Source organism: Nocardia lasii (assembly GCF_042658545.1).
In the GTDB taxonomy this organism is placed as follows: domain Bacteria; phylum Actinomycetota; class Actinomycetes; order Mycobacteriales; family Mycobacteriaceae; genus Nocardia; species Nocardia lasii.
Genome location: NZ_JBHSQN010000010.1, coordinates 214,311 through 238,143 on the forward strand (window position 1 = coordinate 214,311; position 23,833 = coordinate 238,143).

Below are 23,833 nucleotides of genomic sequence, written 5' to 3' on the forward strand. Positions count from 1 at the left end.
ATCCGCTGCGCGCGGCAAACTTTCGGCGACCCCGCGAACATACGTCGGCCCGGGGCACTCGCGCAAGGCGAGCGGCCCCGGGCCGAGTGTGGGTCAGGCGGCGGAGGTGACCCGGTACACGTCGTACACGCCTTCGACGTTGCGCACCACGTTGAGCAGGTGGCCCAGGTGCTTGGGGTCGCCCATCTCGAAGGTGAACTTGCTGATCGCGACCCGGTCGCCGTGGGTGGCCACCGAGGCGGACAGGATATTGACCTTCTCGTCGGCGAGCACCTTGGTGACGTCGGAGAGCAGGCGGGTGCGGTCCAGTGCCTCGATCTGGATGGCGACCAGGAACACCGAGGACGGCGAGGGTGCCCACTCGACCTCGATGATCCGTTCGGACTGTTCCTGCAACGACCCAGCGTTCGTGCAGTCGGTGCGGTGCACGCTCACCGCGCCGCCGCGGGTCACGAAGCCCATGATCTCGTCGCCGGGCACCGGGGTGCAGCACTTGGCCAGCTTCGCGACCGTGCCGGGGGCGCCGGGGATGAGCACGCCCGCGTCGCCGGTGACGCGCTGTCGGGCCGGCGTGGTCGACGGGGTGGACCGTTCGGCCAGCTCGTTCTCGACGTCGCCGATCCCGCCGAGCTGGGCCATGAGCCGCTGCACCACGTGGTGCGCCGAGACCTGGTGTTCGCCGACGGCGGTGTAGAGCGTGGTGATGTCGCTGTAGTGCAGTTCGTGCGCGACGGCGGTCATCGCCTCGACGCTCATCAACCGTTGCAGCGGCAGCCCGACCCGCTTGACCTCCTTGGAGATCTGCTCCTTGCCGCTCTCGAGGGCTTCCTCGCGGCGTTCCTTGGCGAACCACTGGCGGATCTTGGCCTTGGCGCGCGGGGACACCACGAACTTCTGCCAGTCGCGACTGGGGCCGGCGTTCTGGGCCTTGGAGGTGAATACCTCCACGACCTCGCCGTTCTCGAGCTGGCGTTCCAGCGCGACCAGGCGACCGTTGACCCTGGCCCCGATGCACTTGTGCCCGACCTCGGTGTGCACCGCGTAGGCGAAGTCGACCGGGGTGGATTTCTGCGGCAGCGTGATCACATCGCCCTTGGGCGTGAACACGAAGATCTCCGGCGACTTCAGGTCGAAGCGCAGCGATTCCAGGAACTCCGCCGGGTCGGCGGCTTCGCGCTGCCAGTCGAGCAGCTGCCGCATCCACGCCATGTCGTCGACCTCGGCGGCGTCACCGGAGTGCTTGCCCTTGGTCTCCTTGTAGCGCCAGTGCGCGGCGATGCCGAACTCGGCGGTGCGGTGCATGTCCTGGGTGCGGATCTGCACCTCGAGGGGCTTGCCGTCGGGCCCGACGACGGTGGTGTGCAGCGACTGGTAGACCCCGTAGCGGGGTTGGGCGATGTAGTCCTTGAACCGGCCCGCCATCGGCTGCCACAGCGAGTGCACCACGCCCACGGCCGCGTAGCAGTCGCGCACCTCCTCGCAGAGGATGCGCATGCCGACCAGGTCGTGGATGTCGTCGAAGTCCTTGCCCTTGACGATCATCTTCTGGTAGATCGACCAGTAGTGCTTGGGCCTGCCCTCGACCACCGCGTTGATCCGCGAGGCGGCCAGGGTGTTGGTGATCTCGGCGCGCACCTTCGCCAGGTAGGTGTCGCGCGAGGGAGCGCGGTCGGCGACCAGGCGCACGATCTCGTCGTACTTCTTGGGGTGCAGGATCGCGAAGGCGAGGTCCTCGAGCTCCCATTTGACCGTGGCCATGCCGAGGCGGTGCGCCAGCGGCGCGATCACCTCGAGGGTCTCCTTGGCCTTCTTGGCCTGCTTCTCCGGCGGCAGGAACCGCATGGTGCGCATGTTGTGCAGGCGGTCGGCGACCTTGATCACCAGCACGCGGGGATCGCGCGCCATGGCGATGATCATCTTGCGGATGGTCTCGGCCTCGGCGGCCGCGCCCAGGTTGACCTTGTCGAGCTTGGTGACGCCGTCGACGAGGTGGGCGACCTCGACCCCGAACTCGGCCTCTAGCTGTTGCAGCGAGTAGCCGGTGTCCTCGACCGTGTCGTGCAGCAGGGCCGCGACCAGGGTGGTGGTGTCCATGCCGAGTTCGGCGAGGATGTTGGCCACCGCGAGGGGGTGGGTGATGTAGGGGTCACCGGACTTGCGGAACTGCTTGGCGTGGCGTTCGTCGGCCACGTCGAAGGCCCGCTGGAGCAGCGCCAGGTTGGCCTTCGGGTACAGCTCGCGGTGGACCGTGGCCAGGGGTTCGAGGACGGGCTTGACCGCCGCGATCCCGCGCTGACCGGTCATCCGCCGGGCCAGCCGCGCACGGACCCGCCGCGACGCCGAACTCGGCACCGACGCGGTGGGTGAGGCCTTGGCGGGCTTGGTCGGTTCCGGGTTCACCTGGGCACCGTCGCTCGGCGTGGCGCCGGCGGATTCCTGCCCAACCTTCGCCTCGCCCAAGTTCCGAGTCATGCCACCACCTCTCACGCCGCAGTCGGGCCTCTCGGTCGACCGCGGCAACCGCCCAGGTCCCTAACTTTAGTCCCCGCACCGACCTGGTGTTCGAGTCACCGGGGTCACAGGCCTGCGACGGTAGTGCCTCGACCACGCCGCGGCACTCTTTCGCCGTAGAACGGGCGCCGTTTCCGCCCGAATCCCCGGTCACATCGCCCGCGCGCGTCAGGTCTCGTCGGCGAAGGCCCACACGACCGCCGGGCGCCCGGTCGCCTTGACCCGGCGCCGCTCACCGGTCCGCTCGAGGCCGGGGATGGCGGCCAGGGTGCGGTTGAGGTTGGCGGGGTCGGGGCGGGTGCCGTGCAGGGAGGTGCTCAGGTCGACGGCGCGGGTGGCGGGGAACTCGGTGCCCGCGAGGGCGCGGGTGAGAGTGGGGTCCTTCCAGAGCAGGCCGGCCAGCAGGGCGCGGCTGGTGTCGACGATGAGGTTGTGGTCGAAGGCCAGCGGGGGGACCTCGTCGAAGTCGACCCAGTCGGCGGGGCCCTCGTGTTCGGCGACGACCGCCCACATGGCGATGGCCAGGGTCGGGCCGCGCGGGTCGCGGTGGGGTTCGTCGAAGGTGACGAGCTGGCCGACCGCGCCGATGGCCTCGGTCGGCACGCCGAGTTTGGTGTGCACGGCGCGGCGGGCGGCCTCGGCGAGGCGTTCACCGCGGCCGAGCAGCACGCCCGGCAGGGCTAGTTCGCCGGTGAACGGTTCGAATTCGCGGGGGGCGATGCCGACGCGGACGCCGCCGTCGGTGTCCCAGCAGCGCAGGGTCACCACATCGATCGACACCACGGATTGCTCCACGACACTCCCTCCTGCCTCGCGCGGCTCTGGCGTGAGCCCGTCGCCTCGTCGATGCCGCGGTTCACGGCACCTGCGCCACGATTCTTCCCTGTGCGATCCGATCGTGGGATCGGCCCCGCCGGTCGACGCGGTCCCGCCGGTCCGGTCCGTGCCCGGTCAGCACCACCGGCACCCGCAGCCGTTCGGCCAACCACGCGGCCGGGTCGTCGCCGATCGGCGCGAGCACCGGTGTCGCGGTGAAGAGTTGCTCGGTGAGTCGAGTCTGGTGCTCGAGATCGCGCCAGGTTCCGGGAACCAGCTCGGTCACCTTACCGGCGGCCGTGTCGTATTCCGCTGCCGCATACAGCCTTCCGGGTACGTCGAGATGGTTGACGACCAACCCGTCGACACCTCCGCACACCGCCACGGCGTAGCGCAGCAGGATCGGATCGAGATGCCCCTGCCGGAATTCGCCCTGATAGTGCCCGGTGCCGTTGTGCGGTTCCGGAATGCCGAGGGGCGCTTCCGTCGGCAGCGGTCCCGCGCCGTGGCGGGTCATGTAGGTGCGGGTGACGCCGAGCACCGTGGCGGTGCCGCCGATCTCGCGGATCATGGCGCGCGCGTTGCGCGGTTCGACCGTGGACCAGGTGGTGTGCGGGTGCAGCCCCCGCCACTCGTCGAGCAGCACCCCCTGCGCCCCCTCGAACACCAGCCGCCCGCGCCCCGCCGAGCGCGCGAGTTCGTCGGCGTCGACGATGCGGACGGCCCGCGCGAAATCGCGGTACATCGCCACCAGGTCCTCGACCGCTTCGTACCCGTGCGCGCTGGGTCCGATCAGCGTCTCGTAGTGCGACGCCAGCCGATCCAGCTTGGCCCGCAGCACCGCCGGGTCCCGACAGTCGGCGACGGTGGGCGCGTCGTGTTCGAGTGCGTACCAGGCCGTTTCGCCGATGCCGCGTCCGCACGAACCGTGCCGCGAGGAACCCCTCGCGTCCTCGCGCGCACGGTTGGCCGCGATGTGGATCGGCGTGGTCAGCGGGGCGCGTCCGTCGACGGCGAGCAGGCCGAGCGGATCGCGGACGCCCAGCGCCGCCAGCTGCTCGGATTCGGCCGCGAGCGCGATCGGCTCGACCAGCATGTGCCGCGACAGCAGCGTCGGAACCCCGGCGAAGGTCCCGGACCCGAACTGGGCGAAGGTATGGTGGCGACCGTCGACCACGACATTGTGCGCGGCCTGCGCACCGCCGTTGAACCGCACGACCGCCGCCACCCCGAGATCGGCCTCGGGCGAGCACAACCAGTCGACTGTCGCGCCCTTGCCCGCGTCACCGAAGCCCAGATCGACGACGACGAGATGATCCGCGCCGAACATCACCGCACCCCTTCCTGTTTCGCGATCACCGACCGGGCGGCAGCGCGCGCGGGGCCCGTCCCGATGTCGTCCCGAACGCCCGTCCGACCGCGTCGGCCTCGGCGCTCGACCCGACATCACGCAGATCGGCCAGTCCGGTATCCAGATCCACCCGGTCCTCCCCCAATCCGATGGTGAGCGCGATCAATTCGCAGACCGCGGCCGGATCATCGAGTTTCAGGAAGTTCTGCCCGAGCAGTTCGCGCCAGTGCTCGGCGATCTCGGGATCGCGGTAGTACGAGGACTGGTCGGGCAGGATGTAGAACACGTGCCACCGCCGCTCGAGTTCGCGGTAGATCGACTCGACCGAAACATCCTGGCGCACATGGTCACCGATCACCGCGCGGATGTGCCGGGCGGCCAGGCGCGCCTTGTTCAGCTCGTCTCCGATCAGGAACAGGTACCCCTTCTTGCCGCGCTTGTCCCAGGCGTCAGTCGCCACGTGCTCGGCCATGAAATAGGCCGCCAGCTCGTAACTTTCGGACTTCTGTCCCCCGCCGCCGCCCTCGAGCAGGATCGACCGCAGCTGCTCGTCCATCCGGTTGTCGGACTCGAACTGCCCCACCTGCAGGGGAACTCGGTCCGTGTCGGCGTCACCGACCGCGCCGAACAGGATCTGCGGATCCTCGGCGTATCCCTTGTTCTTCAGCAGCCCGTGCAGTTTTCCGAGCTTGTCCTGCATGATCCGCGGCACCCGCCCCATCGACCCGGTGACGTCGAACAGCACCGCCACCGGCAGCGAGTTCCCGTGCTCGGCGGAGTCCCGACACTCCCGCTTGTCGACCCCGAACGGGTCGAGCAGCGGATGCGCGCACCAGGTGTCGTAGGGCTTGTCCCGCATCTGCGCGGTGTAGCCGAAGTCGTCCTCCCCTGCCCGCGCCCGGTAGGTCTTGCCCGCCCGATAGGCGGTGTCGTCCCAGTTCCCGTATCCCATCCGAACCACTTCCTCTCACGATCTTCGTTTTAGTCTAATCAACTAAAACTCGGATCGTCAAGGCTCGCCCGCGAACCCGCCCCCCGACGAGCCCGCTACTCGAGCAGGCCGTCGGGAGTGAGTTCGAGGCGACGGGTGACGCCGATCTCGGTGAGGAACCGATCGTCGTGGCTGACGACGATCAGGGCGCCCTCGAAACTCGCCAGCGCCTGGGTGAGGTGCGCCAGGCTGGGCAGATCGAGGTTGTTGGTGGGTTCGTCGAGCATCAGCAGCTTCGGCGCGGGGTCGGCCAGCAGCAGCGTCGCCAACGCGGCCCGCAGCCGCTCCCCGCCCGAGAGCGCCGAGGCCGGAATGTCGGCGTCGGTGCCACGGAACAGGAACCGCGCGAGCTGGCCCCTGATCTGCTCGGCCGAGGCGTGCGGCGCGGCCTCGGCGACATTGTCGAACACCGTGCGCGACTCGTCGAAGACGTCGAGCCGCTGCGGCAACAACCGCCACGCCACCCTCGGCTGCTCGGCCACGATCCGACGCAGCAGCGTGGTCTTGCCCGCCCCGTTGCGCCCGGTCAGCGCGATCCGCTCCGGCCCGCTCACCCGCAGATCCACCACCGGACCGTTGGCCAACTCCACCTGATCCAGCACGATCACGTCCTGGCCCGGGTAGAGCCGGGTGCCGGGCAGCTCGACCCGGATCTCGCGATCGGCCCGCACCAATTCCTCGGCCTGGTCGAGGTTCTCGCGCGCGGAGTCGAGCTTGTCGAGATGGGAGTTGCGCAGTTTGCCCGCCGAGACCTCGGCACTGCGCTTGCGCATTCCCATCACGATCTTGGGTTCGCGCTTGTTCTCGAACATCTTCTGCCCGTAGCGCTTTCGGCGATCCAGTTTGATCCGGGCCGCCTCCAACTCCCGCGCCTGCTTGCGCACATCGCTGCGCGCGTCGCGCACCGCCGCGGCCGCCGCCTGCTGTTCGGCCTCGATGATCCGCTCGTACTCGCTGTAGTTGCCCCCGAACAACCGCACCTCGCCGGCGCGCAGTTCGGCGATGCCGTCCATCCGGTCGAGCAGTTCGCGGTCGTGGCTGACCACAATCACGGTGCCGGTGAACTGCCGGATCACCGCGTAGAGCCGCCCGCGCGCCACGGTGTCGAGGTTGTTGGTCGGCTCGTCGAGCAGCAGCACGTCGGGTTCGCGCAGCAGTTCGGCGACCAGCCCGAGCAGGACCGTCTCGCCACCGGAGAGGGTGTCGAGCGTGCGATCCAGATCGGCGACGGACCCGGCCACGTAGTCGAGTCCGAGCTTGCCGAGCAGGGCGATCGCCTCGTCCTCGACCTGCCAGTGCGTGCCGACGGTGTCGAAGTCGGCGGGGTCGCCGGTGCCCGCCTCGATGCGATGCAGCGCGGCCCGCAACTCGGCGATGCCGAGCAGCGAATCGACCCGCTCCCCGGTGCGCATGCCCAGGTCCTGACGCAGGTACCCGAGCGTGCCCGGCCGGGTGATCGACCCGCGAACCGGGCCGAGCTCACCGGCGATCAGGCGCAGCAGCGTGGATTTGCCCGCGCCGTTGGCGCCGACCAGACCGATGTGGCCGGGACCGACCACCGCGTCGAGCCCGTCGAAAACAGGCGTGCCATCGGGCCAGTGAAAAGTGAGATCGGAAAAAGAAAGAGAGGTCATGCGGATCCCCTGGAGGTGCGACGGGTACACGGCGCGCGAATGCGGACCGCCCGGAAACGTCACCTCAAGAAATCAACGCACAGACTCCGATCGTCGGGAACAAGACTCTCTATTGATAGCACCGCCCCACCACGACGCGCCACCCCTTTTCGCATCCCGTGAGGCGCGTCATGCCAACCGCTAGCCTGGACTCCGGGTCGTCGACCCATGATCTAAGGAGTGCGATGTCGACCACGATTGTGGTACGTAAGGCCAGGTCCAGCGATATCGACGCCGCGGCGCACACGCTGGCCGCAGCGTTCCAGCACGACCCGGTGATGAGCTGGATCCTGCCCGAGGCGAACCGGCGCGCGCGGGGCCTGCCCCGGTTCTTCGCCACCGTGGCACGGCATATCTTCCTCCCGGCGGGCGTGTCCGACCTGGCCCTGCGCCCGGACGACACCGTCGGCGGGGTCGCGCTGTGGACCCCGCCCAACCACCCCGACCCGTCGCTGCTGACCGAGCTGCGCATGCTGCCGGGCATCCTGTGCGCGCTCGGCCGACGCGCCTCGGCGGGCAAACAGGTCGCCGACCTGCTCCAGAAACACCACCCGAGCGAACCGCACTGGTACCTGGGCATGTTCGGCACGGCACCCGATGTGCGCGGCGCCGGCTACGGCCACGCCCTGCTGCACAGCGCGCTCGATCGCGTGGACGCCGAACACGCCACGGCCTACCTGGAATCGAGCAACCCCGACAATGTGCCGTACTACGAGCGCTTCGGTTTCACGGTGACCGACGAACTGCGGCTGCCCGGCGGCCCACCGCTGTGGCCGATGCTGCGCGCGGCCCGCTGAGAACCGCTCAGAGCTTGACGATCGAGGTCACCGGGTAGTCGCCCTGGTGCTCGCGGCCTTTCAGGAATTCCAGTTCCAGCACCACGGCGGCGGCGACCACCTCGGCGCCGACCTCGGTGAACAGCGCGGCCGCGGCGGCCAGGGTGCCGCCGGTGGCCAGCACGTCGTCGAGGAGCAGGATCTTCTTGCCCGCCAACTCGACCCCGTCGGCGGGGATTTCCAGTGCGGCCGAACCGTATTCGAGTTCGTATTCGCGCGAGACGACCGGCGGCGGGAGCTTGCCGCCCTTGCGGATGGCGAGCACGCCGGTGCCCAGCGTCGCCGCGACACCCGCGCCGAGCAGGAAACCGCGCGCGTCGACCCCGGCCACCAGGTCCACGTCGGGGGCGAGCCCGGCGAAGCAGTCGACGACCGCGCGGAACCCGACGGCGTCGGCGAAGACCGGCGTGAGATCGGCGAAACGCACACCCGGCGTGGGGAAGTCGTCGTGCCAGCGGGTCAGCCGGGCGACCGCGTCGGCGGCTTGCGCGTGGCGCGCGCCGGTCTGCTCGTCGGACTCGGCCACCGCGTGCTTGCTCATCGACTCTCTTTCGTCACCGTTCATCGCTGCAACACCCAGCGATCCATGTTCCACCCGGTACCGGCCTGTGTCGGCCCGGCGATCCCGTTCTGCATCCCGTGGCCGAAGGCGATGGTGCGCGGCGTCGCGAACAACGGGATGCTCGGCACCTGTGCCCACAGCAGGTTCTCGGCCTCGGTCAACAGGTTCAGCGTGGTGGTCGAGTTGGCCTCGCCCGCAAGCTGATCGGTGATCGCATCGTAGCGACCGTTAGCGAAGCCACCGAAATCGAGGCCGCTGCCCGGCCGCAGCGCCGCGAACGCCGCCACCCCCGCGCTCGACCCCGCCGGGCCCGGCGCCGCGCCGGTTCCGGCCAGCACCGCGTCGACCGCGCCCTCGGGAAGTCGGACCGGGGAGAAGTCGGGGGCGCCCGCGTCGAGGACGGTGATGCCCGCGCCCCGGCAGGACTCGGCGATCATCGACACCGTCTGCGCGCGCCGCGCGTCCGGGGACCGGTACCCGATCCGCACTGTCGGCTGCGCGGTCCCCGAGGAGGCCAGCGTGGCGGTGGCCGCGGGGATATCGGCCCCGCGGTAGCGCTCGGCACCGCTCACCACCGCCGGGTAGTAGAGCGAATCCTGCTGCACCACACGGGAGTTCAGCACGCTGGCGCCGAGCCCGTGCGTCGGCGGCTCCCCCGCCTTGCCCAGGGTGTCGAACAGCGCCTGGCGGGGCACGCACTGGGCGAACGCGCGCCGCACCTCCACCCGCGAGAACACCCCGTCCGAGGCGAGCACGAGTTGTTCGGCGCCGCGACCGGCCACGGTTCGGGCGTCGAACCCGTCGAGCTTCAGGTCCGCGACCGACCCGGCCCCGAGATCGATCACGCCGAGCGCGTTCTCCTTGGACTTGGCCGCGTAGTCGGTACCACGGGGCCACACCACGATCCGCTTGGTCTCGGGCGCGTCACCCCACCACTTGTCGTTGGCGACCAACACCACACCGTCGCGCGCGCTGAACGATTCGAGCCGGTACGGGCCCGACGACGGGAACCGCGCGAGATCCAGCGCGCCGGGCGCGAGCGTCCAGCCGGTGTTCCAGAAGTCGGCGATGCGGGTGATCAGCGCGCCGTCACCGCCCTGCAGGGCATTGACCACATCGGGCACGCCGACCGCCTTGGCCACCACGTGCGCGGGCATCATCTCGGCCGCGGCGAACAGCGTGCGCCACGGCAGATAGTGCTTGCCCGGCCGGAACACCACGGTGGCGTCCTTGGATCCGGGCTGGCAGTCGATGCGCTCGATCTCGTCGTAGCCCAGCGTGCTCGCCGCGTCGAACATCGGCACCTGACCGCGCTCGCCGGTGCGGGTGTGCTTGCCCGAGCGCGCCATCCAGGCCAGCACCAGGTCGTCGCAGGAGGTCTGCACCCCGTCGGAGTACACCCCGTCCGGGTTGAGCCGGTACTGCACCGTCTGAGTCTCGCCCGGCACTTCCTTGGCCGTGCCGACATCGGTGTCGGCCACCTGCTGACCGTCGGGTCCGGTGTAGAAGAACCCGGTCAGCACGCGGCCGAACACCGCGCCGGTCCCACTACTGGCACCGAGCGTGCTCGCGCCGTTGTAGGTGGTGACCGCGGCGTCGACCGCGTACCCGATGGAGGGCACCTGGTTCTTGGTCGAACACCCGGCCACCACCGAGGTGGTCACCGCCGCCGTGGCCAGCACGGTGATCAGTCGAATCGTGCCGCGTCGCATGATGTGTGACCCCCTGCTGTCGTCGTCAGTTGCTTCGCTTGTGACGCTTTCCGCTGGGACGCGCACCCGGTCGCGGCGCACCGGAACCGGTACCACGCGAACCACGGGACGCGCCCGCACCCACCGGAACTCGCGCGGGCGCGCCGACTCCGGCGCGCTTGTCGAGCACCTTCTTGGTGTGCGCGGCCACCGGGCCCCAGCGTTCCTTGATCGACACCAGCACCGGCACGGCGAAGAAGATCGACGAGTAGGCGCCGACGATCATGCCGACCAGCTGCACCAGCGCGAGGTCCTTGAGCGTGCCGACGCCGAGCAGCCAGACCGCGATCACCAGCATGCCGATGATCGGCAGGATGCCGATCACGGTGGTGCTGATCGAGCGCATCAGGGTCTGGTTGGCGGCCAGGTTGGCCTGTTCGGCGTAGGTGCGTTTGTTCAGGTGCAGCACGCCGCGGGTGTTCTCCTCGACCTTGTCGAAGACCACGACGTTGTCGTAGAGCACGAAGCCCAGGATGGTGAGCAGACCGATCACCGCGGCCGGGGTCACCTCGAAGCCGACCAGCGAGTAGATGCCGGCGGTGACGACCAGGTTGAAGAACAGCGACACGATCGCCGCGATCGACATGTCACGCTCGAACCGGATGGCGATGTAGACCATGGTCAACAGCACGAACACCGCCAGCGCGATCAGCGCCTTCTGGGTGATCTGCCCGCCCCAGGTCTCGCTGATCTCGGCGAAACTGATGGCGTTGCGGCTGACCGTGCCGTCGGAGTCCTCGGGCTGGAACCGATCGAACAGCGCGGTCTGCACCTGCTCGGTCTGGGCGGCGTCGAGGGTTTCCGAGCGCACCTGGATGGTGGCGCTGGCCCCGGAGCCGACCTTCTGCACCGAGACGGGGCCGTGGCCCAGCGCCTGGGCGTAGACGTCCTCCACCTGCTGGGTGGTGATCTCGTCGGTCGCCGGGATCTGGATGCGCGAACCGCCGGTGAAGTCGATGCCGAGGGTGAATCCGCGCACCGCGATGCTCAGCAGCGAGATCAGCACCAGCACCGCGGCGATGGTGTAGAACATCTTGCGCTTGCTGACGATCGGGAAGCCACCGGTGCCGGTGTAGAGCCGTTCGAAGAACCCGTGCTTGGGGCCGGACTCGGCGGGATCCTTGTCCAGGTTCACCGATTCGTCGGTGGGGTTGGCGTTGGTCATCGTGACATCTCCTTCGGCCGAGCCTGGCCGCGTTCCCTGGCGATCTGCTGGACCGAGCCGAGTCCGTTCACCGACGGCTTCGCCCAGAACGGCGAACGCGCGGCGAGCATCATCAGCGGTGCGGTGACCAGGTAGAGCACGATCACGTCGAGAACGGTGGTGACGCCGAGAGTGAACGCGAAGCCCTTCACCTGACCGGCGGCGAGGATGTAGAGCACCACCGAGGCGATCAGGCTGACCGTCTTACCGGACAGGTTGGTGCGCTGGGCGCGCGCCCACCCGCGCGGCACGGCCGAGCGGAAGCTGCGGCCCTCGCGCATCTCGTCCTTGATGCGTTCGAAGAACACCACGAACGAGTCGGCGGTCAGACCGATACCGATGATCAGACCGGCGATGCCGGCCAGGTCGAGGGTGAACCCGATCCAGCGCCCGAGCAGCACGATGATGCCGTACACGGCGAAGCCGGCCGCGATCAGCGAGAACCCGGCGATCAGGCCGAGCATCCGGTAGATGAGCAGGCAGTAGATCAGCACCGCGATCAGACCGATGGCGCCGGCCAGCAGACCCGCCTTGAGCGAGGACAGGCCGAGCGTGGCCGAGACCGTCTCGGCCTCGGAGGTCTGGAACGACAGCGGCAGCGAACCGTACTTGAGGGTGTTGGCCAGCTCGGCGGCGCTGTCGGCGGTGAAGCTGCCGGAGATGGACGTGCGACCGCCCAGCTGCGGGCCCTGCTGCACCACGGGCGCGCTGACGACCTTGGAGTCGAGCACGAACGCGACCCGCTTGTTCACGTACTCACCGGTCAGCGTCGACCACGCGTCGGCACCGGCGGACTTGAACTCGAGGTTGACCTCGTGGCGGGCCTGCTGCGAGTTCAGGCCCGAGGTCGCGTCGGCGATCTCCTGGCCGTCGATGCGGCTGGGGGCGAGCAGCAACACCTCGGCGCCGTCCTGCGAGCAGGTGACCAGCGGCAGGGTCGGATCGTCGTTACCGGCCAGCGGGTCGGGCTTGGTGCAGTCCATGGTCGTCACGGCCAGCTGCTGTACCTGCTGATCGGTGCTCTGCCGCAGCGCCTTGGCGTCGGCGATCTCCTTGGCCTGCTGCTGCTGGAAGGTCAGCTCACCGGGCTCGTCGGCGCCGGGCGTCGGCGTCGGGGCCTGCGCGGGGAACACGCGCGGCTGACCGGCCGGGGTGGTCGGAGCGGCCTCGCCCGTGGTCGGGGTGGCCTCGCCGGGAGCCGGTGTCTCGGTCGCCGGGGGCGTGCCACCCGGCGGCGCGGTGTCGGTGGGCACGGTCGGCGCCGGACCGCCCGCCTGCGGCGTGGTGGCGCCGAGGACCGGGCGGATGTAGAGCTTGGCGGTGGTGGCCAGGGCGCGGGCCTGCTGGCTGTCGTCGCCGGGCACCGTGATGACCAGGTTGTCGCCGTCGATGACCACCTCGGAGCCGGAGACGCCGAGACCGTTGACACGGTTCTCGATGATCTCCTGCGCCTTCTTCAGGCTGTCCTGGCTGGGCTTGTTGCCGTCGGGGGTACGCGCGGTCAACGTGACGCGGGTACCGCCCTGCAGGTCGATGCCGAGCTTGGCCGACGGGGAATGGTCACCGGTGAAGAACACCAGCGCGTAGATCACGGCCAGCAGCGCGGCGTAGACGCCGAGCAACCGGAACGGATGCGCCGATCCTTGGGAAGGTGGCACAGCAGGTCATCTCCTAGGCGGAAGTCGAGGCTGGATCGGTGGGCACAGCGGTGCCCGGCCCGCGACGCGATCACGCGCCGCCGGGCGAAGGGTAGGACGTGTCAGTCCTTGGTCAGCCGGGTCTCGGTCTGTTCCACGGCTTCCTCGGCGGGAGCGTCGAGGATCGCGGCGGTCTCCTCGACCGTCGGCTCCTCGACCCGCACCTCACGGATCGCCTGGCGCAGCCAGGTGGTGACGACGTCCTCGGCGATCTCCAGGTCCACGGTGGTCTCGTCGAGATCGACGATGGTGCCGTACAGACCCGAGGTGGTCAGAACCGCGTCGCCCACCTTCAGGCTCTCCTGCATCGTCGAGACCTTCTCGGCCTCCCGCTTCTGTTTGCGGATACCGAAGAACATCGGCACGAGCAGGGCCAGGATCAGCAGCGGAAAGAGGAAGTCCATCGTCGAAGTCAGTCCCTAGTCAGTGGTGGACGTGCGAGTACGCCTGACAGTCTGCCAGTTCCCCGGCGCGGCGACACACCGGACACCTGCACACCTGTCGAAGGTCACCTTCCGGCGCCGCGTCCGTAGGTGTAATCGTCGAGCGGGAACGACACCGCTTCGCGGTGGGCGGCGGCGGTGCTGGTCGGGCGGAGCAGGGTGGCCTCCCCGTGCGGATCGAAGTAGTAGCTGCGCGAGGTGGCGCAGTCCCCGCCGTAGAACACCGAGGAACCCAACTTCTCGGTCATCCGGTCGAGGAACTCGGCGTTGGCCCGCTCGGTGACCTCGAAGGTCCGCTCCCCGCGCCGGAACAGTTCGGTGAACAGCCGGCCCATGTGCTTCATCTGGGCCTCGATGGTGGTGAAGTAGGACAGCCCGCTGTAGGAGTAGGGACTGTTGAGGCTCAAGAAGTTGGGGAACTTGGGCACGGTGATGCCCTCGTAGGCCTGGAATCGGTTGTCGCGCCAGAACTTTCCGAGGTTCACGCCCTCGCGGCCGACGATCTCGATGGCCGGGAAGTTCACGTCCCACAGGTTGAACCCGGTGGCCAGCAGCAGGGTGTCGATCTCGGTCTTGTGGCCGTCGGCGGTGACGATGCCGTCGGGTTCGACGTGGTCGATCGCGTGCGTCTCGAGCCGCACGTGCGGTTGGTTGAAGGTCGGGAAGTACTGGTTGGAGAACGTCGGGCGCTTGCACCCGAAGTCGTAGTGCGGGGTGAGCGCGGCCCTGGTCTCCCGGTCGCGCACCTGCGCGAACAGGTGCGCCTTGGCCAGCAGCGCGGCGGCGCTGTTCAACGGCTCGGCCTGGCGGTAGTGCAGCACGCCGATCACCATCAGCGCCTCGAGCATCCCGGTGTTGACCAGCCGCGCCGCCTTCTGGGCGAGCGGCACCCGCGCGAACAGTTCCTGCACCACCCCCGGGATCGGGGCGTCGACCTTGGGCACCACCCAGATCGGGGTGCGCTGGAACACCGTCAGCTCGGCCACCCGCGCGGCGACCTCGGGCACCAGCTGGACCGCGGTCGCGCCCGTGCCGATGACGGCGGCCTTGCGCCCGGTCAGGTCGTAGTCGGCGTCCCAGTCGGTGGTGTGGATGATCTTGCCCGCGAAGGACTCGATGCCGGGGAACGGCGGGGTGTAGGGCTGGGACAGGAATCCGGTCGCGGTGAGCAGGTAGCGCGCGGTCAGCGTCTCGCCGCCGGCGATCGAGACCACCCACAGCTGATCCTGCTCGTCCCAGCGCGCGCCGTCGACGACCGTGCCGAAGCGCATCCGCGTGCGCAGGCCGTACTTGTCGGCCACGTGCGCGGCGTAATCCTTGAGCTCCGCGCCCGGCGCGAACAGCCGCGACCAGTGCGGGTTGGGTTCGAAGGAGTACGAGTAGGTGACCGAGGCGATGTCGACCGCCAGCCCCGGGTACCGGTTCACATGCCAGGTGCCGCCCAGGTCGTCCTCGCGTTCGAGGATGACGAAGTCGCGCAGGCCGAGCCGGTCGAGTTCGATCGCGGCGCCGATCCCGCCGAAACCCGCACCGACGATGACGGCGTCGAACTGAGGTACCACGTCGAACCTCCCACCCACTGAGAATGACACGTCATTCCGCTTACATCGACTGTAACATCGTCAACTGTGACGAAGCCGCCCTCGCGACTGCATCAACGCAAAGAATTGCTGCGCCGCGAGATCATCGATACCGCGTTCGACTGCTTCGCCGAGAAGGGCTATCACGCCACCGGAATCGCCGATATCGCCACGCGATTGAGCATCGGGCACGGCACCTTCTACCGCTATTTCGCCAACAAGCGCGACATCGTCGATCATGTCATCGACGAGGTGAGCGCGCGCATCTTCGGCGCCCTCGATCGCGACCTGGAACCCGACAGCCCCGCCACCCTGGCCGAGTACGTCGCCATGGTCGACCGGGTGGCCGACTCGCTCGGGCGCGTCCTGCTCGCCGACCCGCGCACCGCGCGACTGCTGCTGTTCCACGCCACCGGGATCGACGACGAGCTCACCGAACGCGTCTACGGCCTGCTCGACGCCACCGAGATCCTGGTGCGGCAGTACCTCGAACACGGGGTGCGGGTGGGTTACCTGCGCGCCGATATCGACACCGCGGGCACCGCCAAAGCCACCCTCGGCATGGTCGTGGCGGGTCTGATCTCGGCGATCAGAACCCCTGATGCGGCCTCGATGGCGGTGTACAGTCACGCCGTGCGGCGACTGCTGATCGAGGGCGTGGCCGTCGCCGCCCGATGATGAAAAGCTATGGGATAGAAGGGCGATCCTGACACAATGACCGCTGTGACGCCCGACGATGTGAGCCGTACCCACTTCGCCATGCCGAACCTGGGCCATCGCGGCTACCACGCAGACGAAGTCGACGCCTTCCTCGAGAAGGTCTCGGCCACCCTGGACGGGCAGGGCGGGCTCACCGCCGACGACATCCGCCACGTGCACTTCGGCGCACCGCGATTCGGCGGGCGCGGGTACCAGGCCGACCAGGTCGACGATTTCCTCGACCGGGTCCGCACCGAACTCGAGCATCGCCAGAAGGGCGCCGCCCCGGTGCCCGCCGCGCGGGCGGGCGAGCAGGTCGCGGAGATGCTCACCCCCGACGACGTGCACCGGATGCGGTTCACCCAGTCCGCCGTGGGCCATCGCGGCTACCACGAGGAAGAGGTCGACGCCTTCCTCGACCTGGTCGCGGCCACCCTGGCCCACAACGGACCGGGCAGCCTCACCACCGCCGATGTGCGCGGCGTGCGCTTCAACGACACGCGCCTTGGCACCCGCGGCTACTCCCGCGACGAGGTCGACGCCTTCGTCGACCTGGTGGTCATGGCGTTGGAGCACGCCGAACGTCGGGGCTGAGCCCGGCTCAGCCCTGGATGCTGTGCATCTCCGCTTCGCGCAGGTCGTCGGGGAAGACGTAGCGGCGGAAGGCCCAGAAGCGGAACGCCATCGCCAGCAGCACGCCCAGGATCTGGCCGGAGACGAAGTTGGCGACCATCTGCACCGTCGGATCCACGTGCGGCACACGCAGATTCAACGCGTACAGCGACAGCGCCTGCGGGATCATGGTGACCACGATGCCCAGCGCGCTGACCGTGAAGAACAGCGCGGCCTCGTGGCTGCGCTGGCGGCCGCCGCGCGAGCGGAACGACCATTCACGGTTGAGGATGTAGGAGGCGATGGTCGCGATCAGCGCGCCGAGCAGACGCGCGGTGAGCGGCTTGTCGCCGAGCACGGTCAGTTTCACCGCGTAGACGACACCGGTGTCGATGAACCAGGTGATCGCGCCGACGACGGCGAATTTCAGGAGTTCCCGATGCTTGAGGAGCAGGGAACGCAACGGCTCGGGGAGCCGTTGCACCACCTCTAGGAGTGCCACCGAATCGACAGTAGACGACGCCACCGTGGTACGCCCGCCGGGTACCCGGTGTCTCAGTCGGACAGGTCGATGACCGGTTGCGGTTCGCGCCCACGCACTTCGATGGCGCCGATCACCAGATCAGGCGGCGGAACCAGGCCCAGATGCTCCCAGGCCCCCGCCGTCGCGACCCGCCCGCGGGGGGTGCGCGCGACCAGGCCGGCGCGCACCAGGAACGGCTCGCACACCTCCTCCACGGTCGCGGCTTCCTCGCCGACGGCCACCGCCAGGGTCGAGACCCCCACCGGTCCCCCGCCGAAGCCGCGCACCAGCGCGCCGAGCACGGCCCGGTCGAGGCGGTCCAGGCCGAGCGCGTCGACGTCGTAGACCTCGAGCGCGGCCATCGCGATGGGGTGGGTGATGATGCCGTCGGCTCTGACCTCGGCGTAGTCGCGGACCCGGCGCAGCAGCCGGTTGGCGATGCGGGGCGTGCCGCGCGAGCGTCCGGCGACCTCGGCGGCGGCGTCGGGGTCGATCCGCACGCCGAGGATCCGCGCGGAGCGGGTGAGGATCTCGAGCAGTTCGACCGGCTCGTAGAAGTCCATGTGCCCGGTGAAGCCGAAGCGGTCGCGCAGCGGGCCGGTGAGGGCGCCAGAGCGGGTGGTGGCGCCGACCAGGGTGAACGGGGCGATGTCGAGCGGGATGGAGGTGGCGCCGGGGCCCTTGCCGACCACCACGTCGACGCGGAAGTCCTCCATCGCCAGGTACAGCATCTCCTCGGCGGGGCGGGCCATGCGGTGGATCTCGTCGATGAACAGCACATCGCCCTCGACCAGGTTCGACAGCATGGCGGCGAGGTCGCCCGCGCGCTCCAGGGCCGGGCCGGAGGTGATGCGCAGGGCGGTGCCGAGTTCGCCCGCGATGATCATGGCCATGCTGGTCTTGCCCAGACCCGGTGGCCCCGAGAGCAGGACGTGGTCGGGGGTGGCGCCGCGTCGGCGGGCGCCGTGCAGGACCAGGGCGAGCTGTTCGCGCACCCGGGGTTGGCCGATGAAGGTGTCGAGCGAGGTGGGGCGCAGGCCGGTCTCGGCGTCGCCGTCGGTGCTCAGATACCGTGCGGTGAGGTCGGATTCGTCGTTGGGGAAGTCCTCGTCCACGGGTTACCTGTTCTTGCCGAGCAGGCTCAGGGCGGCGCGCAAGGCCACGGAGGTGTCGGCGGCGGGCTGGTCGGCCAGGACGGTGTCGACGGCCTGGTCGGCCTGTTTGACGGGGAAGCCGAGTCCGACGAGCGCTTCCGAAACCTGTTCGCGCACCGGGGTACTCGGCGTCTGCGCGCCGGGCGGGCCGGTGGGCACGGCCACCTGGTTCACCTTGTCGCGCAGTTCCACGACCATGCGTTCGGCCCCGCGCTTGCCGATGCCGGGGACGCGGGTCAGCGCGGCGACATTGCTCTCCGCCAAGGCTTTTCGCAGCGCTTCGGGTTCGAGCACGGCCAAGACCGCCATGGCCAGGCGCGGGCCGACGCCCGACACGGTTTGCAGCAGGCCGAACAGTTCGCGGGCTTCGGTGTCGGCGAAGCCGAACAGCGTCATCGAGTCCTCGCGCACGATCATGGCCGTGTAGAGGCGGGTCTGCTCGCCGCGGGTGAGTCCGGCCAGCGTGGCGGGGGTGGCGCTGAGGCGGTAGCCGAGGCCGGCGGCTTCGATCACCACGTGATCGAGCGCGATCTCGAGTACCTCGCCGCGTACCGACGCGATCACCCGCGCACCACCTTCCGTTGTTCGGCGAGCCGCTGTTCGTAGCGGCGGCGGACCTGTTCCGCCTGGGCCTGCGCGGCCGCCATCCGGTCCATCAGCGGCGCCCGCCAACAATGACAGATCGCCAGGGCGAGCGCGTCGGCGGCATCGGCCGGTTTGGGCGCCACCTGCAACCCGAGAATCCGCGTCACCATCGCGGTGACCTGAGCCTTGTCCGCCGAACCATTACCCGTGACCGCCGCTTTCACCTCACTGGGCGTATGAAACGCCACCCGGATCCCCCGCCGCGCCGCCGCCAGCGCGATCACTCCCCCGGCCTGCGCGGTCCCCATCGCGGTCCGCACATTGTGCTGCGCGAACACCCGCTCGATTGCCACCGCCTCGGGCTTGTGCGTATCCATCCACTCCTCGGCCGCGTCGGCGACCGCCATCAACCGCAACGCCAACTCGTCCTCCGGCGGCGTCCGCACCACCCCCACATCCAGCGCGACCACCTTCCGCCCCGGCCCACTCTCCACCACACTGAGCCCGCACCGAGTAAGCCCCGGATCGACGCCCATCACCCGCACCGGCCACCCCTTCAACGAAACGAACAGTTGTTCGAAAGTCTAGAGCATCCCCGCCTTCCCGCCGACCAACGACACAGTCGCGCATGCCACGGGTACGGTCGAGGGGCAGGCTTGGTGGACTCATTCGAGGCGAGGGAGAACCGCAGATGGCCATACCCACCGGGGAGATCGTGGTGACCGCGCGGGGGCGGGATCTGGTGATCGGGCGGGCGTTGGGGTTGCCGATCGAGGAGGTGTGGGCGCGGTTGACCGATCCGCATCTGACCTCGGCGTGGTACGGGACCTGGGAGGGGCAGCCGGGGGCGGGGCACACGATCAAGGTGCAGATGCGGTTCGAGGAGGGGGAACCGTGGACCGACATGCGGATCGACGAGTGCACCCCGCCGATCCACCTCGCGCTGTCCTCGACCGACCAGATCGGGCTGTGGCAGCTCGAGGTGACCCTGCTCGATGTCGGCGCGGCCACCGAGTTCCGGCTGGTCCACCACCTGACCTCGGAGTACCAGCTGGCCGAGATCCCGCAGATCGGGCCGGGCTGGGAGTACTACGCGGACATGTTCGTCGCCGCGTGCACCCACACCGAACGCCCCGATTTCGCCGACTACTTCCCGGCGATGTCGGGCTACTACGCCGCCCGCGCGTCCTGAAACACGAACCGCCCCGGCCGAATTCACGACCGGGGCGGTATCGGAACCGCGACTATTCGTCGTCGAGTTCGGCGGCGACCTCGTCGGAGATGTCGACGTTGGTGTACACGTTCTGCACGTCGTCGCTGTCCTCGAGCGCGTCGACCAGCTTGAACACCTTGCGCGCGCCCTCGGCGTCGACCGCGACCAGCACCGACGCCTGGAACCCGGACTCGGCCGAGTCGTAGTCGATGTCGGCGGCCTGCAGCGCCGAGCGCACCGCGATCAGATCGCCGGGCTCGGAGATGATCTCGAAGGCCTCACCGAGGTCGTTGACCTCTTCGGCGCCGACGTCGAGCACGTGCTCGAGCACGTCGTCCTCGGACAGCCCGTTCTTCTCGAGGGTCACCACACCCTTGCGGCCGAACAGGTACGACACCGAACCCGGGTCGGCCATGTTGCCGCCGTTGCGGGTCATCGCCAGCCGGACCTCGCCCGCGGCGCGGTTGCGGTTGTCGGTGAGGCACTCGATCAGCACGGCCACGCCGTTGGGCCCGTAGCCCTCGTACATGATCGTCTGCCAGTCGGCGCCGCCGGCCTCTTCACCGCCGCCGCGCTTGCGCGCGCGTTCGATGTTGTCGTTGGGGACCGAGGTCTTCTTCGCCTTCTGGATGGCGTCGAACAGCGTCGGGTTACCCGCAGGGTCACTACCACCGGTGCGGGCCGCCACCTCGATGTTCTTGATCAGCTTGGCGAAGAGTTTGCCGCGCTTGGCGTCGATTCCCGCCTTCTTGTGCTTGGTGGTGGCCCATTTGGAGTGGCCGCTCATGCCCTACTTCCTTCAAGTCGGTTGCGCGTCTGCCCGGGCGGACAAGCTCGATCCAGCCTACTCATCGACTGTGACGCACGCCGACGCGGGCTTTCACCGCGCCGCGCGCACCAGGTCGACGAACAGTTCGTGCACGCGCAGATCGCCGGTGACCTCGGGATGGAACGAGGTCGCCACCACATTGCCCTGCCGCGCGGCGACGATGCGCCCCTGCGCGGGACCGTGCGGCACGCGGGCGAGCACCTCGACGCCGTCGCCGACCCGTTCCACCCACGGCGCCCGGATGAACACCGCGCGCACGGGCGTGTCGAGCCCGGTGAAGTCCAGGTCGGTCTCGAACGAGTCGACCTGACGTCCGAAGGCGTTGCGCCGCACCGTCATATCGATCCCGGACAGGTGCTGGGCGTCGGCGCGGGTGTCGAGGACCTCCGAGGCGAGCAGGATCATGCCCGCGCACGAACCGAACGCGGGCAGCCCGTCGCGCAGTCGCGCCCGCAGCGGTTCGAGCAGGTCGAACGCTTGCAGCAGCTTCGAGATCGCGGTCGACTCGCCACCGGGCAGCACCAGCCCGTCCACGGCAGCCAGCTCCGACTCGCGCCGCACCAGCACCGGCGTGGCGCCGCAGTGTCGCAGCGCGGCAACGTGTTCGCGCACGTCGCCCTGCAGGGCGAGCACGCCGATGGTCGGCCGGGTCGGGGTGGAGGTCGCGTTCACAGTCGTCGAGCTTACGAGCGCGGTCGATGTGGGCCCGCTCACGCTCACTTCTTGCGCGGGGTGCGGATCAGGCCCTCCTGGACGACCGCGGCGACCAGGTTGCCCTCGCGGTCCCAGATCTTGCCGCCGGTGAGCGCGCGACCGTAGCCGGCCGAGGGCGAGGACTGGTCGTAGAGCAGCCATTCGTCGGCGCGGAACGGGCGGAGGAACCACATGGCGTGGTCGAGCGAGGCGTTCTGGGTGTCCTCGTCGGGGTGGATGACCTTCGACGAGCCGAGCAGGGTCATATCGCTCATGTAGGCCAGCGTGCACACGTGGAACAGCGGGTCGTTGGGCAGCGGGTGCCGGTAGCGGAACCACACCTGCTGCTGGGCCACGGCGCCGTCACGCTGGGAGATCTGTTCCGGCGGGACGGTGCGGATGTCCCAGTGCTCCCATTCGCGCATCGCCCACAGCCGCTCGGGGGTCATGGTCACGCTGGCGTCGGGCAGGTTCTCGGGCCCCTCGACCTCGGGCATCACGTCCTGGTGCTCGGGCCCTTCGTCACCGTGATGGAACGAGGCCGACATCATGAAGATCGCCTGCCCGTCCTGCACGCCGGTGACGCGGCGGGTGCAGAACGACCGCCCGTCCCGGATGCGCTCGACCAGGTAGACGGTGGGTTCTTCCGGGTTGCCCGGTCGCAGGAAGTAGCCGTGCAGCGAGTGCACCTGGAAACTGGGGTCCACCGTGCGCACCGCCGAGACCAGTGCCTGTCCCGCTACCTGACCACCGAAGGTGCGCGGTAGCTGGGACTCCGTGGACGCGCCGCGGAAGATGTCGCGCTCCAGCCGCTCGATCGCGAGCGCCTCTTCGATTGTCGCCATGCGCTCGAGATTATCGCCTTCCCGACCGGGCGGTATGTCCGGCTCTCCCGCAACGGCCCGAGATTTGCTGAGATGGACCGGTGCCGACCTTCACGCCCACCTCCCCCACGGCCGTGGCCCGCCTCGTCGCCGCGGAGTTCGCGACGCTGCCGGGGCGGCGGGTGCTCGCCGTCGACGGGGCCGACGCGGCGGCGCCGGTGGAGTTGGCCGAGCGGATCGTGGACGCGCTCGGCGCGGGCGGCCGCTCGGGCGCGGTGGTCTCGGCGCACGACTTCGTGCGGCCCGCGTCGTTGCGGATGGAGTACGGGCGCGACGACGAATGGTCTTATCGCACAGCGTGGTTCGACTACGAGGCGATGCGGCGCGAGCTGCTCGACGCACTGCGCGAGCACGGCCGGTGGTTGCCCGCGCTGTGGGACGAGGAGCGCGATCGCTCGGCGCGGGCGGCGATGCGACCGGCGCCCGCCGATCTGGTGCTGGTGGTGGCCGGGCCGATGCTGCTGGGGCGCGGCTTGGCTTTCGATCGCACGATCCGCCTGGAACTCAGCGCCTCGGCGGCCGCGCGCCGCACTCCCGCCGACCAGCACTGGACCCTGCCGCCGTTGCGCGAGCACGAGACGGACAATCCCGAGCGGGCGAATTGGACGCTGCGCTGGGACCATCCCGACCGGGCCGCGCTGCGCCACTGAATCCCGTGCGACACAACGACCGAGCCCCGCCCGGACCAGGTCCGAACGGGGCTCGCGCGTCGATGATCAGGCGCAGGCGGGCGAGGTCTGGCCCAGGTTGGTGAGCATGGTGCAGGCCCACGACTTCTGGACCTTCCACTTGCCGTCCTCGGCCACGAACGGCACGTCCACGACATTGGTCTGGCCGTTGACGGTGAAGTTCGCCTTGGCGGTGACGCTCTCACCGAAGGAGGTCACCTCGGTGACCTGCACCTGGACATTGGCCGCCGTCGCGGCCTCGGCCAGGCGGTTGGGCAGCTCGGGGTCGGCCTCGATGCCCTGGACGAAGTCCAGCTTCTGGTCGTTGGGGACCGTCGGGTCGAGCGCGGTGGTGAGCTGCTCGTTGAGCTGCTCCACGGTCGGCACGGCGGGCAGCTCCGCGGTGGGGGCGGCCGCGCTCGAGGCGCTCGCACTGGTGGTGGTCTTGGCAGCGGGCTTGTCGCCCTTGTCGTCGCTGCACGCGCTCAGCCCGAGGGCCGCGACCATTGCCAGACCCACGATCACGACTCGTCCGGTCCTACGAAACATCATCCACTG

Annotated in this window: 24 protein-coding genes; 5 read left to right on the plus strand and 19 right to left on the minus strand. The window is 69.3% G+C overall.

Features of this window, described 5'->3' with window-relative positions:
* Positions 1-93: 93 nt before the first annotated feature.
* The 5 genes from ACFP3H_RS15545 to ACFP3H_RS15565 form a co-directional block, all read right to left on the minus strand.
* Positions 94-2,472, minus strand: a complete 2,379-nt coding sequence (locus ACFP3H_RS15545; protein ID WP_378606083.1) for a RelA/SpoT family protein — start codon at positions 2,470-2,472, stop codon at positions 94-96.
* A 207-nt stretch (positions 2,473-2,679) separates the two neighbouring features.
* Positions 2,680-3,306 carry an NUDIX domain-containing protein gene (locus ACFP3H_RS15550; RefSeq protein ID WP_378606086.1) on the minus strand — a complete coding sequence of 209 codons (627 nt, stop codon included), beginning with the start codon at positions 3,304-3,306 and terminating at the stop codon, positions 2,680-2,682.
* A gap of 61 nt (positions 3,307-3,367) precedes the next feature.
* Entirely contained in the window at positions 3,368-4,657 is a 1,290-nt protein-coding gene (locus ACFP3H_RS15555) for an adenylosuccinate synthetase (RefSeq protein ID WP_378606089.1), read from the minus strand.
* Positions 4,658-4,682: 25 nt separating this feature from the next.
* Positions 4,683-5,630, minus strand: coding sequence for a hypothetical protein (locus ACFP3H_RS15560; RefSeq protein ID WP_378606092.1), 948 nt, complete (start codon positions 5,628-5,630; stop codon positions 4,683-4,685).
* 95 nt (positions 5,631-5,725) lie between these two features.
* On the minus strand, positions 5,726-7,303 hold the full coding sequence (locus ACFP3H_RS15565; protein ID WP_378606095.1) for an ABC-F family ATP-binding cassette domain-containing protein: 1,578 nt from the start codon (positions 7,301-7,303) through the stop codon (positions 5,726-5,728).
* Positions 7,304-7,527: 224 nt separating this feature from the next.
* Between ACFP3H_RS15565 and ACFP3H_RS15570 the strand changes: the two genes are divergently transcribed.
* Positions 7,528-8,139: a GNAT family N-acetyltransferase gene (locus ACFP3H_RS15570; RefSeq protein WP_378606098.1), complete on the plus strand. Its 612-nt coding sequence runs from the start codon at positions 7,528-7,530 to the stop codon at positions 8,137-8,139.
* 7 nt (positions 8,140-8,146) lie between these two features.
* Here ACFP3H_RS15570 and ACFP3H_RS15575 read toward each other — a convergent pair whose 3' ends face one another.
* From ACFP3H_RS15575 to ACFP3H_RS15600, 6 genes are all read right to left on the minus strand, one after another.
* Complete coding sequence (locus tag ACFP3H_RS15575; RefSeq protein ID WP_378606101.1) at positions 8,147-8,719, minus strand: adenine phosphoribosyltransferase; 573 nt, start codon at positions 8,717-8,719, stop codon at positions 8,147-8,149.
* A gap of 20 nt (positions 8,720-8,739) precedes the next feature.
* Positions 8,740-10,452: an ABC transporter substrate-binding protein gene (locus ACFP3H_RS15580; protein WP_378606104.1), complete on the minus strand. Its 1,713-nt coding sequence runs from the start codon at positions 10,450-10,452 to the stop codon at positions 8,740-8,742.
* Positions 10,453-10,477: 25 nt separating this feature from the next.
* On the minus strand, positions 10,478-11,656 hold the full coding sequence (gene secF, locus ACFP3H_RS15585; RefSeq protein WP_378606107.1) for a protein translocase subunit SecF: 1,179 nt from the start codon (positions 11,654-11,656) through the stop codon (positions 10,478-10,480).
* Positions 11,653-13,353 (minus strand): protein translocase subunit SecD, encoded by a 1,701-nt coding sequence (gene secD, locus ACFP3H_RS15590; protein WP_378606110.1) that lies wholly within the window; start codon positions 13,351-13,353, stop codon positions 11,653-11,655. The genes secF and secD overlap by 4 nt, the downstream gene beginning before the upstream one ends.
* Positions 13,354-13,454: 101 nt before the next feature.
* Complete coding sequence (gene yajC / locus ACFP3H_RS15595; RefSeq protein WP_378606113.1) at positions 13,455-13,796, minus strand: preprotein translocase subunit YajC; 342 nt, start codon at positions 13,794-13,796, stop codon at positions 13,455-13,457.
* Positions 13,797-13,900: 104 nt separating this feature from the next.
* Positions 13,901-15,397 (minus strand): flavin-containing monooxygenase, encoded by a 1,497-nt coding sequence (locus tag ACFP3H_RS15600; protein WP_378606116.1) that lies wholly within the window; start codon positions 15,395-15,397, stop codon positions 13,901-13,903.
* A 66-nt stretch (positions 15,398-15,463) separates the two neighbouring features.
* On the opposite strand from ACFP3H_RS15600, the gene ACFP3H_RS15605 reads away from it, so the two are divergent.
* Together ACFP3H_RS15605 and ACFP3H_RS15610 are read left to right on the plus strand one after the other, a co-directional pair.
* Positions 15,464-16,093 (plus strand): TetR/AcrR family transcriptional regulator, encoded by a 630-nt coding sequence (locus tag ACFP3H_RS15605; protein ID WP_378606119.1) that lies wholly within the window; start codon positions 15,464-15,466, stop codon positions 16,091-16,093.
* A 36-nt stretch (positions 16,094-16,129) separates the two neighbouring features.
* A complete protein-coding gene (locus tag ACFP3H_RS15610) occupies positions 16,130-16,708 on the plus strand; it encodes a DivIVA domain-containing protein (protein ID WP_378606122.1) in 579 nt (192 codons plus the stop codon).
* A 7-nt stretch (positions 16,709-16,715) separates the two neighbouring features.
* On the opposite strand, the gene ACFP3H_RS15615 is transcribed toward ACFP3H_RS15610, so the two are convergent.
* Genes ACFP3H_RS15615 through ruvC form a run of 4 tightly spaced genes read right to left on the minus strand, consistent with a single transcriptional unit; the run spans position 16,716 to position 19,533 of the window.
* A complete protein-coding gene (locus ACFP3H_RS15615; protein WP_378606125.1) occupies positions 16,716-17,228 on the minus strand; it encodes a GtrA family protein in 513 nt (170 codons plus the stop codon).
* 53 nt (positions 17,229-17,281) lie between these two features.
* Positions 17,282-18,364 (minus strand): Holliday junction branch migration DNA helicase RuvB, encoded by a 1,083-nt coding sequence (gene ruvB, locus ACFP3H_RS15620; protein ID WP_378606128.1) that lies wholly within the window; start codon positions 18,362-18,364, stop codon positions 17,282-17,284.
* A gap of 3 nt (positions 18,365-18,367) precedes the next feature.
* The gene (ruvA, locus tag ACFP3H_RS15625) at positions 18,368-18,967 is read right to left on the minus strand and encodes a Holliday junction branch migration protein RuvA (RefSeq protein WP_378606131.1); all 600 of its coding nucleotides are present in this window, start codon (positions 18,965-18,967) and stop codon (positions 18,368-18,370) included.
* Positions 18,964-19,533, minus strand: coding sequence for a crossover junction endodeoxyribonuclease RuvC (gene ruvC / locus ACFP3H_RS15630; protein ID WP_378606134.1), 570 nt, complete (start codon positions 19,531-19,533; stop codon positions 18,964-18,966). The genes ruvA and ruvC overlap by 4 nt, the downstream gene beginning before the upstream one ends.
* A gap of 146 nt (positions 19,534-19,679) precedes the next feature.
* Between ruvC and ACFP3H_RS15635 the strand changes: the two genes are divergently transcribed.
* The gene (locus tag ACFP3H_RS15635) at positions 19,680-20,180 is read left to right on the plus strand and encodes an SRPBCC domain-containing protein (RefSeq protein ID WP_378606137.1); all 501 of its coding nucleotides are present in this window, start codon (positions 19,680-19,682) and stop codon (positions 20,178-20,180) included.
* 52 nt (positions 20,181-20,232) lie between these two features.
* Here the strand turns inward: ACFP3H_RS15635 and ACFP3H_RS15640 are convergent, their stop codons facing one another.
* The 3 genes from ACFP3H_RS15640 to ACFP3H_RS15650 all read right to left on the minus strand — a co-directional run bounded on the left by ACFP3H_RS15640 (position 20,233) and on the right by ACFP3H_RS15650 (position 22,568).
* Positions 20,233-20,988: a YebC/PmpR family DNA-binding transcriptional regulator gene (locus ACFP3H_RS15640; RefSeq protein ID WP_378606140.1), complete on the minus strand. Its 756-nt coding sequence runs from the start codon at positions 20,986-20,988 to the stop codon at positions 20,233-20,235.
* Between the two features lie 93 nt (positions 20,989-21,081).
* A complete protein-coding gene (gene pdxT, locus ACFP3H_RS15645) occupies positions 21,082-21,702 on the minus strand; it encodes a pyridoxal 5'-phosphate synthase glutaminase subunit PdxT (protein ID WP_378606143.1) in 621 nt (206 codons plus the stop codon).
* Between the two features lie 44 nt (positions 21,703-21,746).
* Complete coding sequence (locus ACFP3H_RS15650) at positions 21,747-22,568, minus strand: acyl-CoA thioesterase (protein ID WP_378606146.1); 822 nt, start codon at positions 22,566-22,568, stop codon at positions 21,747-21,749.
* 80 nt (positions 22,569-22,648) lie between these two features.
* Between ACFP3H_RS15650 and ACFP3H_RS15655 the strand changes: the two genes are divergently transcribed.
* Positions 22,649-23,257, plus strand: coding sequence for a nucleoside/nucleotide kinase family protein (locus ACFP3H_RS15655; RefSeq protein WP_378606149.1), 609 nt, complete (start codon positions 22,649-22,651; stop codon positions 23,255-23,257).
* Between the two features lie 66 nt (positions 23,258-23,323).
* Here ACFP3H_RS15655 and ACFP3H_RS15660 read toward each other — a convergent pair whose 3' ends face one another.
* On the minus strand, positions 23,324-23,827 hold the full coding sequence (locus ACFP3H_RS15660) for a WKL family lipoprotein (protein ID WP_378606151.1): 504 nt from the start codon (positions 23,825-23,827) through the stop codon (positions 23,324-23,326).
* Positions 23,828-23,833: the final 6 nt, after the last annotated feature.